The 13,692-nt window shown below is 51.1% G+C and carries 13 protein-coding genes; 4 read left to right on the top strand and 9 right to left on the bottom strand.

Going from position 1 to position 13,692, the window contains the following annotated elements; translation table 11 throughout:
- Positions 1–156: 156 nt before the first annotated feature.
- The 4 genes from frr to rpsB all read right to left on the bottom strand — a co-directional run bounded on the left by frr (position 157) and on the right by rpsB (position 3,441).
- A complete protein-coding gene (frr, locus tag EIP93_RS05565) occupies positions 157–714 on the bottom strand; it encodes a ribosome recycling factor (RefSeq protein WP_103861168.1) in 558 nt (185 codons plus the stop codon).
- A gap of 135 nt (positions 715–849) precedes the next feature.
- Positions 850–1,575, bottom strand: a complete 726-nt coding sequence (pyrH, locus tag EIP93_RS05560; protein ID WP_005975910.1) for a UMP kinase — start codon at positions 1,573–1,575, stop codon at positions 850–852.
- Positions 1,576–1,729: 154 nt separating this feature from the next.
- Entirely contained in the window at positions 1,730–2,581 is an 852-nt protein-coding gene (gene tsf, locus EIP93_RS05555) for a translation elongation factor Ts (RefSeq protein WP_010296401.1), read from the bottom strand.
- Positions 2,582–2,715: 134 nt separating this feature from the next.
- Entirely contained in the window at positions 2,716–3,441 is a 726-nt protein-coding gene (gene rpsB, locus EIP93_RS05550; RefSeq protein ID WP_039483864.1) for a 30S ribosomal protein S2, read from the bottom strand.
- Positions 3,442–3,785: 344 nt separating this feature from the next.
- On the opposite strand from rpsB, the gene map reads away from it, so the two are divergent.
- From map to EIP93_RS05530, 4 genes are all read left to right on the top strand, one after another.
- A complete protein-coding gene (map, locus tag EIP93_RS05545) occupies positions 3,786–4,580 on the top strand; it encodes a type I methionyl aminopeptidase (RefSeq protein WP_103861169.1) in 795 nt (264 codons plus the stop codon).
- A 113-nt stretch (positions 4,581–4,693) separates the two neighbouring features.
- Positions 4,694–7,408, top strand: a complete 2,715-nt coding sequence (gene glnD / locus EIP93_RS05540; RefSeq protein ID WP_103861687.1) for a bifunctional uridylyltransferase/uridylyl-removing protein GlnD — start codon at positions 4,694–4,696, stop codon at positions 7,406–7,408.
- Between the two features lie 28 nt (positions 7,409–7,436).
- Positions 7,437–8,264, top strand: a complete 828-nt coding sequence (gene dapD / locus EIP93_RS05535; protein WP_103942571.1) for a 2,3,4,5-tetrahydropyridine-2,6-dicarboxylate N-succinyltransferase — start codon at positions 7,437–7,439, stop codon at positions 8,262–8,264.
- An 84-nt stretch (positions 8,265–8,348) separates the two neighbouring features.
- Positions 8,349–8,738 carry a DUF3461 family protein gene (locus EIP93_RS05530; RefSeq protein ID WP_010284811.1) on the top strand — a complete coding sequence of 130 codons (390 nt, stop codon included), beginning with the start codon at positions 8,349–8,351 and terminating at the stop codon, positions 8,736–8,738.
- A gap of 71 nt (positions 8,739–8,809) precedes the next feature.
- Here EIP93_RS05530 and EIP93_RS05525 read toward each other — a convergent pair whose 3' ends face one another.
- The 5 genes from EIP93_RS05525 to EIP93_RS05505 all read right to left on the bottom strand — a co-directional run bounded on the left by EIP93_RS05525 (position 8,810) and on the right by EIP93_RS05505 (position 12,972).
- Complete coding sequence (locus EIP93_RS05525) at positions 8,810–9,265, bottom strand: flavodoxin (RefSeq protein ID WP_039510960.1); 456 nt, start codon at positions 9,263–9,265, stop codon at positions 8,810–8,812.
- A gap of 67 nt (positions 9,266–9,332) precedes the next feature.
- Complete coding sequence (gene truC / locus EIP93_RS05520; protein WP_125232408.1) at positions 9,333–10,121, bottom strand: tRNA pseudouridine(65) synthase TruC; 789 nt, start codon at positions 10,119–10,121, stop codon at positions 9,333–9,335.
- Positions 10,114–10,464, bottom strand: a complete 351-nt coding sequence (locus EIP93_RS05515) for a YqcC family protein (RefSeq protein ID WP_103861172.1) — start codon at positions 10,462–10,464, stop codon at positions 10,114–10,116. Before EIP93_RS05515 ends, truC begins: the two co-directional genes overlap by 8 nt.
- Positions 10,465–10,555: 91 nt before the next feature.
- Positions 10,556–11,002, bottom strand: coding sequence for a MarR family winged helix-turn-helix transcriptional regulator (locus tag EIP93_RS05510; protein ID WP_125232407.1), 447 nt, complete (start codon positions 11,000–11,002; stop codon positions 10,556–10,558).
- Positions 11,003–11,295: 293 nt separating this feature from the next.
- Positions 11,296–12,972, bottom strand: coding sequence for an amidohydrolase (locus EIP93_RS05505; RefSeq protein WP_125233315.1), 1,677 nt, complete (start codon positions 12,970–12,972; stop codon positions 11,296–11,298).
- Positions 12,973–13,692 lie beyond the last annotated feature (720 nt).

Raw genomic sequence — 13,692 nt, 5'->3', positions numbered from 1 at the left:
AGGCATCCCGATGAGCTTACTCAAGTAAGTGATTCGGGTGGCTGAACGCGGCCAACGCACATGCAACTTGAAGAATGACAAGTATAAAAATAAAGCGCCGCAGGAAAAAAGGAGAGAACCCACAGATTTCCTACGACGCACTATCCAACGGGCTGATTAGAACTCCATCAGCTCCGCTTCTTTTTCTGCCAGTGCGACGTCCACTTTCTTAATGAAGTTGTCAGTCAGTTTCTGCACGTCGTCCTGAGCGCGACGTTCTTCATCTTCACTGATCGCTTTATCTTTCAACAGCGCTTTCAATTTGTCGTTAGCGTCACGGCGCACGTTACGTACGGAGATACGGCCCTGCTCTGCTTCGCCACGAACCACTTTGATCAGGTCTTTACGACGCTCTTCCGTCAGCGGTGGCAGTGGAACACGGATTACGGTGCCAGCAGAAGACGGGTTCAGGCCGAGATCGGAGGCCATGATCGCTTTCTCAACCGCAGGGCCAAGCGAACGATCGAATACCGAAATCGCCAGCGTGCGGGAGTCTTCTACGACAACGTTAGCAACCTGACGCAGTGGCGTTGCGCTGCCATAGTATTCAATATGAATGCCATCGAGAATGCTAGGTGACGCACGGCCGGTACGGATTTTGCTGATCTGGTTTTTAAACGCTTCAACACATTTGTCCATGCGCGTTTCAGCATCTTTTCTGATTTCATTAGTCACGTTGTGAACCCTTGAAAACTGGTTGCCTGGCAGGCCATGTCAGTACATGACCCGGTGAATAATTAATGCCAGCGTGCGGCTGGCGTATAGAGCAATACTGAGAATATATTACCCTATAATCGGGATTAGCCGTTATTACTGACTAATCAACGTCCCTTCTTTTTCACCCATGACAACGCGACGCAGTGCGCCAGGTTTGTTCATGTTGAAAACACGGATCGGCAAATTATGGTCGCGTGCCAGCGTAAACGCGGCAAGATCCATCACTTTCAGCTCACGTTCTAACACGTCTTGATAGGTTAGCGTTTCGTACATCGTCGCTGAAGGATCTTGTACCGGATCGGCAGAATAGACGCCATCGACTTTTGTCGCTTTCAATACGACATCCGCTTCAATCTCAATGCCGCGCAGGCAAGCCGCTGAATCTGTGGTGAAGAAAGGATTGCCTGTTCCAGCGGAGAAAATCACTACGCGGTTATTACGCAGCAGGCTAATCGCTTCTGCCCAGCTGTAATTGTCACAGACGCCATTCAGGGGAATGGCAGACATCAGACGAGCGTTCACATAGGCACGGTGCAATGCATCACGCATTGCCAGACCATTCATGACGGTCGCCAGCATTCCCATGTGGTCGCCCACAACGCGGTTCATACCCGCTTTAGCCAGACCCGCGCCACGAAACAGGTTACCACCGCCGATAACTACACCGACCTGAATGCCTAACTCAACCAGTTCTTTCACTTCCTGAGCCATGCGATCCAGAATGCTCGCATCGATACCAAAACCTTCAGTTCCCTGTAAAGCTTCGCCACTGAGCTTCAGCAGGATTCGTTGATAGACGGGTTTTGCATTGGTTGCCATGGTGTTCTTATCCTACAGGCTGTCGTCGTATTGGGGGGTTGTAAATATCAAAACTGTTCCACCCGGCCCCTATCTGAATACAGGAAACCAAGCGTACTAAAACTCTTTGGGCTGGATAAAAAGGAACCGCCAACTGGCGGCTCTTTTTTTGCTATTAAGACTGCTTGCTCATCGCTGCAACTTCAGCAGCAAAGTCAGTCTCAACTTTTTCAATACCTTCACCCACTTCGAAACGGATGAAGTTAGTCACGTCAGCGTTGTGCTCTTTCAGCAGTTGGCCAACAGACTTGGCTGGATCCATAACGAAAGGCTGGCCAGTCAGAGAAACTTCGCCGGTGAATTTCTTCATACGGCCTTCAACCATTTTCTCTGCGATTTCTTTCGGCTTACCAGACTGCATCGCGATTTCCAACTGAACCTGGTACTCTTTCTCTACCACTTCAGCAGACACGTCTTCTGGCTTAACGAATTCAGGCTTGCTTGCGGCAACGTGCATAGCCAGGTGTTTAACCAGCTCTTCGTCAGCGCCTTTAGCAGCAACCAGAACACCGATGCGCGCACCGTGTTGGTAGTTACCCAGAACTTCGCCTTCCAGAGCAGAAACGCGGCGAATATTGATGTTCTCACCAATTTTAGCAACCAGCGCAACACGCTCTTCTTCGAACTGTGCTTTCAGCACGTCAACATCAGTGATTTTGCCTGCAACAGCAGCATCCAGCACTTTGTCAGCAAACGCCTGGAAACCACCGTCTTTAGCAACGAAGTCAGTCTGGCAGTTAACTTCCAGGATCACAGCGTAGTTACCGTCGATCTTAGTCTTGATCACGCCATCAGCAGCAACATTACCTGCTTTTTTCGCCGCTTTGATCGCGCCGGATTTACGCATGTTTTCGATTGCCAGCTCGATGTCGCCGTTAGCTTCAACCAGCGCCTTCTTACATTCCATCATGCCCGCAGCGGTACGCTCACGCAGCTCTTTTACCAGGGATGCGGTAATTTCAGCCATTCTAAAATCCTCGGAAGATTTGTTCTGCCTGGTCGTCACGACCAAACAGCTTTAAAAGTGAAAAAGGGGCCATAAAAAGGCCCCTAACCAAACTAGTACTACCTGGTTAATAAGGGCTCAACGAGCCAGACTTATTATTCAGCTTCTACTAAGCCTTCTTCTGCCTGCACAGCCAGATCTTGAGAACGGCCTTCGCGGACAGCAGTAGCAACAGCGCTCAGGTACAGGTTAACTGCACGGATTGCGTCATCGTTACCAGGGATGATGAAGTCAACGCCATCTGGATCGGAGTTGGTATCAACCACTGAGAATACCGGAATACCCAGGTTGTTAGCTTCTTTGATTGCGATGTGCTCGTGATCGGCGTCGATAACGAACAGCGCGTCTGGCAGACCGCCCATATCTTTGATACCGCCCAGGCTGTTTTCCAGCTTGTCCAGTTCACGAGTGCGCATCAGCGCCTCTTTTTTGGTCAGCTTGTCGAACGTGCCGTCTTGAGATTGGGTTTCCAGATCTTTCAAACGCTTGATGGACTGACGAACGGTTTTCCAGTTAGTCAGCATACCGCCCAACCAACGATGGTTCACGTAGAACTGATCGCAGTTGTTGGCCGCATCTTTTACCGCTTCGCTTGCTGCGCGCTTGGTACCAACGAACAGAATTTTGCCTTTGCGAGAAGCAATTTTGCCCAGCTCAGCCAAAGCGTCGTTGAACATTGGTACAGTTTTTTCAAGGTTGATGATGTGAACTTTGTTACGTGCACCGAAGATGAATGGCTTCATTTTCGGGTTCCAGTAACGGGTCTGGTGACCAAAGTGTACGCCAGCCTTGAGCATATCGCGCATGGAAACAGTTGCCATGATTACCTCTATTAATTAAGTATGGGGTTATGCCTCCACATGTCCCATTGCGCCGACCCCATCCGGTGAAACACCTCAGGAGCACCCCGGCGAACGTGCCGACATGTGTGTGTTATTTACACAAAGTGAGTTTAGTCGATGTCGTTGAATATCGTATAACCGATATCCAGCCGGATCATCGGCGCGCTTTATACCATAAATCCCCCAGCGACACCAACATTTGTTATTCAATCGTCCACAAATCAGAATGATAGTTTGGCAAGCCAACGGCATGGCTGGTAACATAAGTTATTAGTTATCGCTCTTAATTTTTGTGCTTAACAGGCACCTGCGGACAATCATCAATGGCAATTTCAATTAAAACTCCTGAAGACATCGAAAAAATGCGCGTAGCTGGCCGTCTGGCTGCCGAAGTCCTGGAAATCATCGAACCCCACGTGGTTCCGGGCGTGAGTACTGCCGAATTAGACAGAATCTGTCACGATCACATCACCAACAAGCAACAAGCCATTTCTGCTTGTCTGGGCTACCACGGCTTCCCGAAATCCGTCTGCATCTCCATCAACGAAGTGGTGTGCCACGGCATTCCTAGCGAAGAACGCATTTTGAAAGATGGTGATATCGTCAACATCGACGTCACCGTAATCAAAGACGACTTCCACGGCGATACGTCAAAAATGTTTATCGTCGGCAAACCAACCATTCTGGGTGAGCGCCTCTGCCGCATCACGCAGGAAAGCCTCTATCTGGCGCTGAAAATGGTTAAGCCAGGCATCCGCCTGCGCACGTTGGGTAAAGCGATCCAGCAGTTTGCGGAAGGAAATAACTTCTCCGTGGTGCGTGAGTATTGTGGTCACGGTATCGGCAAAGGCTTCCACGAAGAGCCACAGGTTCTGCACTACGATGCAGATGACGGTGGCGTAGTGCTGCAAACGGGTATGGCATTCACGATCGAGCCTATGCTCAATGCCGGTGATTTCCGCATCCGTACGATGAAAGACGGCTGGACGGTAAAAACCAAAGATCGCAGCTTGTCGGCGCAGTACGAGCATACTATTGTGGTAACCGATAACGGCTGCGAAATAATGACGTTGCGAAAGGATGACACCATCCCCAACATCATCACGCATGAACAGTAAACACGAAGCCGGCAGACGCCGGCTTTTTTATGGCGTGCGGAAAGCACGCCCCCCTACGGGCCGTCGCAAGCGACGTTGAAAAACGCGCTCTGCGTTTTTTTATGGGCTGCGCTATGACAGATAACCGATTTTCGCCAGACAGTACGCCACCTGACGCGTCCTCATCAAACAGCCCCATAGACCCCATTGCTCCAGTACAGTTGCCCGCCTCACCGCTGACCTATGCTGATGACATGCTGAATTGTCAGACGTTAAAACAGCAGTTGGAACTGTTTCAGCTTTGGCTCGGTTCAGAATTCCGTTCCGGCGTCAGCGCAGAAAAGCTGATTGATGCCAGAACCTTGTTCATCGATCGCCTATTGCAGCGGCTATGGTATTTCCACGGCTTTGAAAATATCGCCCAAACGTCACTCGTAGCAGTTGGCGGATATGGCCGAGGTGAGCTGCACCCGCTTTCCGATATCGACGTGCTGGTATTAAGCCAGACAGAGCTGAGTGAAGAACATTCCCAGCGTGTCGGCCAATTCATCACCCTACTGTGGGATTTGAAGCTGGAAGTCGGCCATAGCGTCAGAACGCTGGAAGAGTGCTTACAGGAAGGACGCGCAGATATTTCCGTCGCGACCAACCTGATCGAATCCCGCATGATATGCGGCGACGTCGCCCTGTTTCTCTCGCTGCAAAAAAACATATTCAGTGATGAATTTTGGCCGTCAGACACGTTTTTCCCGGCAAAAATCGCCGAACAGCAGGAACGCCATCAGCGCTATCACAGTACCAGCTACAATCTGGAACCCGACATCAAGAGCAGTCCGGGCGGACTACGCGACATTCACACGCTGCTGTGGGTGGCGAGACGCCACTTCGGCGCGACTTCACTCAATGAAATGGTGGGTTTCGGCTTTCTGACCGAAGCTGAGCGTAAAGAGCTTAACGAATGCCAAAGCTTTTTGTGGCGCATCCGCTTCGCCCTGCATCTGATCCTACCGCGTTACGACAACCGGCTGCTGTTCGACAGGCAGTTGAACGTCTCACAGTTGCTGCAATATCAGGGCGAAGGCAACACGCCAGTCGAGCGCATGATGAAGGATTTCTACCGTATGACGCGTCGCGTCAGCGAGTTGAACCAGATGCTGTTGCAACTCTTTGACGAAGCGATTCTGGCGTTGGATGCGAGTGAAAAACCTCGCCCGATTGACGATGAATTTCAGCTACGCGGCAACCTGCTAGACCTGCGCGATGAAAACCTGTTTATCAAAAAACCGGAAGCCATCATGCGCATGTTCTACCTGATGGTACGCAACCGTGACATCAGCGGCATTTACTCCACCACGTTGCGCCAACTGCGCCATGCTCGTCGCCATCTCGCCAGCCCGCTTTGCACCATCCCGGAAGCGCGCCAGCTGTTCATGAATATTCTGCGCCATCCGCATGCGGTAAGCCGTGCGCTGCTGCCAATGCATCGCCACAGCGTGCTGTGGGCCTATATGCCGCTGTGGGGAAACATCGTCGGTCAGATGCAGTTCGATCTGTTTCACGCTTATACGGTGGATGAGCACACGATCCGCGTTCTGCTCAAGCTGGAAAGCTTCGCCGACGAGGATACGCGACCCCAGCATCCGCTGTGTGTAGAACTCTACCCTCGCCTGCCCCAGCCTGAATTATTGCTGTTGGCCGCGCTGTTCCACGATATCGCGAAAGGCCGTGGGGGCGATCACTCTGAACTGGGCGCGCAGGATGTGCTGGAGTTTGCGGCGCTACACGGGCTGAATTCGCGTGAAGCTCAGTTGGTTTCCTGGCTGGTGCGCTGCCACCTGCTGATGTCCGTCACCGCACAGCGTCGTGACATTCAAGATCCCACCGTCATTCAGCAATTTGCCACCGAAGTGCAGAGCGAAACCCGCTTACGCTATCTGGTCAGCCTGACGGTTGCGGACATCTGTGCCACCAATGAAACGCTGTGGAACAGCTGGAAACAGAGCCTGTTGCGTGAACTCTATTTCGCGACGGAGAAACAGCTGCGCCGCGGCATGCAAAATACCCCAGATTTGCGCGAACGCGTCCGCCACCACCGCTTGCAGGCGCTGGCGCTGCTGCGTATGGACAATATTGACGAAGAGGCGCTGCACCACATCTGGAGCCGCTGTCGAGCCGATTATTTCCTGCGCCACTCGCCGAACCAGCTTGCCTGGCACGCGCGCCACTTGCTGGAGCATGATGTCAACAAACCGCTGGTGCTGATCAGCCATCAAGCCAGCCGTGGCGGTACAGAGATTTTTATCTGGAGCCCAGACAGGCCTTATCTTTTCGCGGCGGTCGCCGGTGAGTTAGATCGACGCAACCTCAGCGTGCACGATGCGCAGATTTTTACCAGCCGCGACGGCATGGCGATGGATACGTTCATCGTGCTGGAACCGGATGGCAGCCCGCTGGCGCAGGATCGGCATGAAATGATACGCCATGCGCTGGAGCAGTCGCTGACGCACCGACATTACCAACACCCGCGCGTACGCCGACCGTCGCCCAAGCTGCGTCATTTCAGCGTACCAACGGAAGTCAACTTCCTACCGACGCACACGGACAGACGCAGCTACATGGAGCTCAGCGCACTCGATCAACCAGGGCTGCTGGCACGGATCGGTGAAATTTTTGCCGATCTCAACCTGTCGCTACACGGCGCACGCATTTCCACAATCGGCGAGCGGGTAGAGGATCTTTTCATTCTGGCCGACAGCGACAGACGGGCATTAAAGCCGGATTTACGCCTTAAATTGCAAGAACGGTTGACAGAAGCCCTTAACCCAAACGATAAAGTACCATTGAGTTAATTTTTACAATCAGGAAAGAGAAATCAGGATGCACCAACAATTACAGAACATCATTGAGACGGCTTTCGAGCGCCGCGCTGAAATCACTCCGGCAAACGCAGACACCGTCACGCGTGAAGCCGTCACTCAGGCTATCAACCTGCTGGATAGCGGCGCCCTGCGCGTTGCAGAGAAAATCGACGGCCAATGGGTTACCCACCAGTGGCTGAAGAAAGCCGTGCTGCTCTCTTTCCGTATTAACGATAACCAACTTATCGAAGGCGGAGAAACACGCTTTTTCGACAAAGTACCCATGAAATTCGCTGACTATGATGAAGCGCGTTTCCAGCGTGAAGGCGTGCGCGTTGCACCGCCGGCCAGCGTGCGTCGCGGTGCCTATATCGCACGTAATACCGTGCTGATGCCGTCTTACGTCAACATCGGTGCTTACGTCGATGAAGGCACGATGGTCGATACCTGGGTAACCGTAGGTTCTTGTGCTCAGATCGGTAAAAATGTTCACCTGTCCGGCGGTGTCGGCATCGGTGGTGTTCTGGAGCCGTTACAGGCTAACCCAACCATCATCGAAGATAACTGCTTCATCGGTGCGCGTTCTGAAGTCGTGGAAGGCGTTGTCGTTGAGGAAGGTTCCGTCATCTCCATGGGTGTGTTCATCAGCCAAAGCACCCGTATTTACGATCGTGAAACCGGTGAAATTCACTATGGTCGCGTCCCGGCGGGCTCCGTTGTGGTTTCCGGTAACCTGCCGTCCAAAGATGGCAGCCACAGCATGTACTGTGCAATCATTGTGAAGAAAGTGGATGCGAAAACCCGCGCTAAAGTGGGTATCAATGAGTTATTACGCTCCATCGACTAAACTAGAAACGGCGGGTTAATCACCCGCCGTTTTTTTATGCTCGAACGATAATCAGGACTATCTAAAAACCGAGAAGGTGACGCTATGTATGACAATCTAAAAAGCCTGGGCATTACCAATCCCGATGATATCGATCGCTATAGCCTGCGTCAGGAAGCAAACAACGACATCCTAAAGATCTATTTTCGTAAAGATAAGGGCGAGTTTTTCGCTAAAAGCGTGAAGTTCAAGTATCCACGCCAGCGCAAGACCATCGTGGCAGACAATTCTGGACAGGGCTACAAAGAGATCAACGAGATCAGCCCAAATCTGCGCTATGTGATTGATGAATTGGACAAGATCTGCCAGCAGGAACAGGTTGAAGTCGATCTGAAACGCAAAATCCTTGACGACCTGCGTCATCTGGAAAGCGTGGTTTCCAACAAAATTACCGAAATCGAAGCGGATTTAGAGAAGCTGACCAAGAATCGCTAAGCGCGATTTCTCAACAGGCCGCAACGAAAACGGGAGCGCGACAGGCTCCCGTTTGTCATTTCAGCACAGCATCACTGCGCGTCAACCAAATCAGCCCATGCTTCAACCCACGGGCATGAAATCACTTCCGGCTCAGGATGTTCGACGGCATCAACGTCCAAAACATCGCCCAGGCGCTTAGCACCGATTTCCTGTAATAACGCATCGAAAAGATGACCGCCCGCGCAGAAATTCGGGTAACTGCTGTCACCCAGCGCAATCACGCCATAGCGTAACGCAGGCTGGTAACCGCCTTTCTCACGCAGTGCGGCGTAAAGCGGAACAATAGAATCAGGCAACTGGCCTTGTCCCGTCGTCGACGTGACAACTAAAACCGTCTGCTCGCGGTAGTCCAGCCAGGATTCCAGCGTCGCATCTTCAAAAACCTTAACCTCATGGCCACGGTCCTTGAGAATATTTTCGGCTTCTTCGGCCACCAGCAATGCATTCCCGTAGACTGTACCAACAAAAATACCAATCTGCGCCATGCTTCTGACTCCCTTTTTAATTCGATATGTTTGATATAAAAGTAATACGGCAGTAATAAGACAGAGATTACTGCTCGACGAAATGCTCGCTATCCTGACCTGAGTCGGCAGGAAACTCAACCCCTTCAAACTCAGGGAGAATCCCCTTCCAGCCAAACTGTGTCATCACGCCCTGCCATGGCGCATCCCAACGCGCCTGCAACGTCAATGGCTGCCCACTCACCGGATGATTCAGCTGCAACTCGCTGGCATGCAGCATGAGCCTGCCGCAGGAGAAGTGCGATTCCATACCGCGATTGTGTCGCAGGTCGCCATGCGCGGTATCGCCGATGATGGGATGGTGGATATGTGTCATATGGCGGCGGAGTTGGTGCTTGCGCCCGGTCTGTGGCTTCAACTCCATCAGACTGTAGCGTGCCGTGGGGTAACGGCCGATGGCAACCGGCATCTCGACCTGCGCCAAAGAGCGGTAATGCGTGACAGCAGGCTGCGGCGCCTTATCAGGATTGGTAAATTTGTCGGCGATCTTGTCCAGCTCTTCGGTGAGCGCATAATCGATCACGCCGTCATCCAGCACATAGCCCCGCACAATGGCATGATATATTTTCTGCATCTGATGCGATTCAAACTGCTGGGATAACGCCCGCGCGACCTCGCTGGACAGCGCGAGCAGCAACACGCCGGATGTTGGTCTGTCGAGGCGATGAACGGTATACACGTGCTGGCCGATCTGATCGCGCACGGTCTGCATCACCACAATTTTTTCTTTGCGATCCAGCCAGCTACGATGGACTAACCAGCCGCTGGGTTTATTGACGGCAACCAGATGCTCATCCTGATAAATAATCTCAAGCATCGTGCACTGCGCCATCCTGTACATCGGGGGTGAATAGCTCATCAAGCAGCTTGATACGCAACAGAACCGCTGCTGTTTCTTCTGGCGACCCTTCCAGCGCGTCTTCAAAATAAGGCAGTAAAGCCAGTTCAGCGGGCAACGCTAGCTCGCTGTCCAATAAGGCATGCATGCGCGGCAAAAAGACCCACTGCAACCACTCTTCGGGTTTCATGGTATCGAGGCTAAAGGGCTCCGTGCTGTTAAATGCCTCCTCTTCCGGCGGGACAACCTGCCAGAAAGGGCTTTCCCTCAACGCGCGCTCAATATCGAATAATGACTGACGAACCTGGTTTTCTCTACTCATGCGGTTTCTCGCCCTTGACGCCAACAGTAATGGCGGCAAAGCATAGCACTGATATCAGCCTGACCCAATCGCCAGTGAAAAGACAACTCGGCTACTCACTCCCCCCGGGCACATTCTCCATCTCTTGCTCAAACAGCGTGCAAAACCCCTCTAAATGGGAGAAAAGTTGCTGCGTTCGTTCCTGGCCCAGCGCTCCGAAAGCGCGTTCACTTAATATCTTCGATTGCGTCAAAATAGGTTGAGTCCGCTTTTTTCCCAGCTCAGTTAGCGTCAGGATCTTTTCCCGCTTGTCATGTTCGCTTTCGGTGATATCAACCAGCCCTTGTTCTTTGAATAACTTGCAGATGCTAAACACAGTTTGTTTAGGCAGGCTCCATCGCTCACAAATATATTTTTGCGTGCATTTGCCGTCTGGGGATACCGCCAAAGAGTGCAGCACCGCAAAGGCGTTTTGATTAAAGCCTAACTTCTTCATCCACTGCTGAAACAAGTTATCAAGGTGATTGAGTTGTCTGCCTAACTCATCTAATCGATGCATATGAAATATCCTACAAATGGGCTAATCGCTTAAAATCGCCAGGGTAATAAAATCCAATCACTGCATTATCTACCCAACATATTTCGGGTGACAGAGGTATTGATAGGATTACCCGCCCCATCCATAGGTTTGCGCTATTGGGAACGGCTGCCGCTCGACTCAGCGTTGCCATTTCCCCAGTCACTGACGCTTGCCAGCTTCCGGGGAAGTCATTCGGCGACGGCCTTCCATGCCGCCGAGCTATATTGGATAAGAACGGTATTGGGTACGAACGGTATTGGGTACGATGTACGTTAGTACACTTTTTCCCCTTTGAAATAGGTTGCCAATACCTTGGTATCTTTCAGTTTTTCCAGCCCCACGCTGCCAATATCGGTATCCACGATAATAAAGTCGGCGTTTTTCCCTTTCTCAAGACTGCCTGTGACATCGCTAATACCAAGCTGTTTCGCGCCATTAATCGTGTAAGCCTGCAAGCTTTGGCTGAACGTCATTGCCGCCTCGGTTGGGGGGAGATAACCAGCATTTGGCTGGCCGCGTTTGATGGCGTGATACATTTGACTGAACGGGTTCACCGCATCAAAGGTATTCGCAGGATAATCAGAGCCGAACGTTACCGCTACGCCCTCGCGTGCCGCTTGTCCGAGCAGGAATTGGTGATGATAAGCGTCGTGACCAATTTTGGTCCTCGTTTCATCTTTTTCATACATCACCGCCCAGTTTGGCGTCGTTTGCAGGAATAAATTGTCCTTCATGGCGGCAAACTTCTGCACGCCCTGCGGCTCAAATACCTGGTTGTGGGCAATCACACGAGCCAACTGCGGGTTAATTTTTTTGTTAGCCGCAAAAGCGTCTAAAATCGACTGCTGCGCTTTATCGCCTATCGCGTGTACATGCACAGAGAAGCCCGCTTTCAACGCCGCAGCGACATTGTCGTTAATCTGTTGCTGGCTTAAAAATGGCTCGACGACGTTGCCGTTGGGATAAGGCTGGTACATCGCCCCTGAATCCATTTCAATCGTGCCATCCATAAATAATTTATACAGATTCATCGACAAATTACCCTGATGATATTTTTCACGCAGGGCTTTAAGGCTGGCAATATTTTGTTCAGTCGATTTGGCCGCATCATAAAAATAACCGCGCTGATAATAGACCTTCAACTTCCCCTGCTCGTTTAAGCGGGCAATGGCAGCCACTGTCGTGCTAAACGTATCGCCAACGTCGGTAATCGCCGTAAAACCCAGCGAGTGGTAGGTCTTTAAAATCGGTTGAAGTTTCTCGGCAACGTTCTCGACTGCGTTAAATTGCTGTGCATCGACAACATTGTGCATCGCACTTTCATGCATGAAACCGGTTGGGTTGCCTTTGTTATCGCGCTCAAAATAATGCTTCCCTGGAATAGGATCGGGCGTGTTCGCATCGACGCGGGCGACGTTCAACGCTGCACTATTCGCCCACCCCGCGTGCATACCGCTGTCATACACCACGATCGGAACGCTCTCAGACACCGTGTCTAAATCGGCGGCAGTCGGCAACGCCCCTTGCGATAAGCCCAGCGAAGCAACATTAAATCCCTGCGCCAACAAATAGTTAGCTTTCGGGTGTGCGGCTAAATACGCTTTTAATTGACTAAGAATCTGCGGCAGGGTTGCTGCGCCGTCAACATACACAAAATCACCCGCTTCCATCACGGCTACCGTTGCGGGATGAGCGTGACTTTCAATAAAGCCAGGCAGTACCGTTTTTCCTTCTAAATCAACCAACCCAGTAGCCGCTGCTTTGAATGGCTTTGCACCATCATTTCCACCGACGTAGACAATTTTGCCCTGATCCATCACCAGCACGGACGCCGTTGGCTGCCGATCGTTAACGGTATAAATCCGTGCATTTTCATAGACGGTGTATGCGAAAGCATGGCTGGTAAACAGGCCAAGTGTGACTGACAGCATTTTTACATTGAATTTCATCACTGCGTTTTCCTTTGCTAAATAGTCCGATAATTTACTAAAAAATTAATTTAGTAAATTTTCAGACTAACTGCAAATTCTAAACACTGACTTAACGTCAATATTCAGTGATGACTTAGGTATCGCGTTTTGCGCATTTCTGCTTGGCTGGCGCTACATCCCTGCGTTCGGGGGAAAGGCGCTTGTAAAATAATACAGGCAAAAAATTGGGGGTACTGATTGCTCAGTACCCCCGGTTCGTTTTATAGCTATCCCGCTACACATTTGCATCCCTGCTCATCCGTGAAAACTTTTCCTTTTTGGTCGTCCTAACCCACAATCCTTGCTGGCGTCCCACTTTCTTCCTGACGTTTCCATCCTGTATCTTCCGTGATTCAATCCCTTTAGGCTCCTGCCCCACCGATATTCCTAATCGGCTCTCGGTCTCCTTCCTGGAGGTGTCCCTGATTTCATCCTGAAACCCTATTTCTTCCTGAAAACCGTTCTTCTTCCTGAAAACAATGCTTCTTCCTGAAACGACTGTTTCTTCCTAAAACAGTGTTTATCCTTAAAACAGCGTTTCTTCCTAAAACAATGCCTCTTCCTGAAACAATGTTTCTTCCTGAAAACAACCCGAGTGCAGTAACGTTATTTTGTTACCTATAGTAACTGTTACACACACTGTAACCGGTTACTAACTTAAGTAATAAGATGTATTAATTGTCAGCTTTCAGCAAGGGG

The sequence above is a fragment of the Pectobacterium versatile genome (assembly GCF_003932035.1).
Taxonomy (GTDB): domain Bacteria; phylum Pseudomonadota; class Gammaproteobacteria; order Enterobacterales; family Enterobacteriaceae; genus Pectobacterium; species Pectobacterium versatile.
The sequence above is the reverse complement of the archived record's forward strand: the minus strand, read 5'-3'. Positions and strand labels throughout refer to the sequence as shown.